This is a genomic window from Exiguobacterium sp. s138, from assembly GCF_018618775.1.
Taxonomy (GTDB): Bacteria; Bacillota; Bacilli; order Exiguobacteriales; family Exiguobacteriaceae; genus Exiguobacterium_A; species Exiguobacterium_A artemiae.
On record NZ_JACSMW010000021.1, the window covers coordinates 1 to 369 of the forward strand.

The following is a 369-nucleotide window of genomic DNA, read 5'->3' on the forward strand; positions in this document are numbered from 1 at the left end:
GACGGTTTGTCAAATTAAGTGCAACACTTCTTCCGTGAAGACCTCGTATGCAGTTTTCCAGTTAAGACATTTTCGTGGTCTCCCATTAATCCAGGCGAGCGCTTGAGCGATTTCAGAGCGACTGACCTTTCCGAAATCTGTCCCCTTCGGGAAAAATTCACGGAGAAGACCATTGGCGTTCTCGTTACTACCACGCTGCCAAGAAGAATACGGATCTGCAAAATACATGAGTAAGCCTAACGTGTCACGAATTCGTTCATGACAGCTAAACTCTTTTCCGCGATCTGTCGTCGCAGTTTGGAACGTTCCCAACGGGAAGGAAAGATGTAATGCTTGAATCGCAGACTCCATCGATTGAGCGGACCGATT

Annotated in this window: 1 protein-coding gene; it reads right to left on the bottom strand. The window is 47.2% G+C overall.

The window, feature by feature from the left end:
• Positions 1-9 precede the first annotated feature (9 nt).
• Positions 10-369: IS30 family transposase (locus tag KNP91_RS15655; RefSeq protein WP_214850896.1), on the bottom strand; the 360-nt coding region annotated here is incomplete at its 5' end.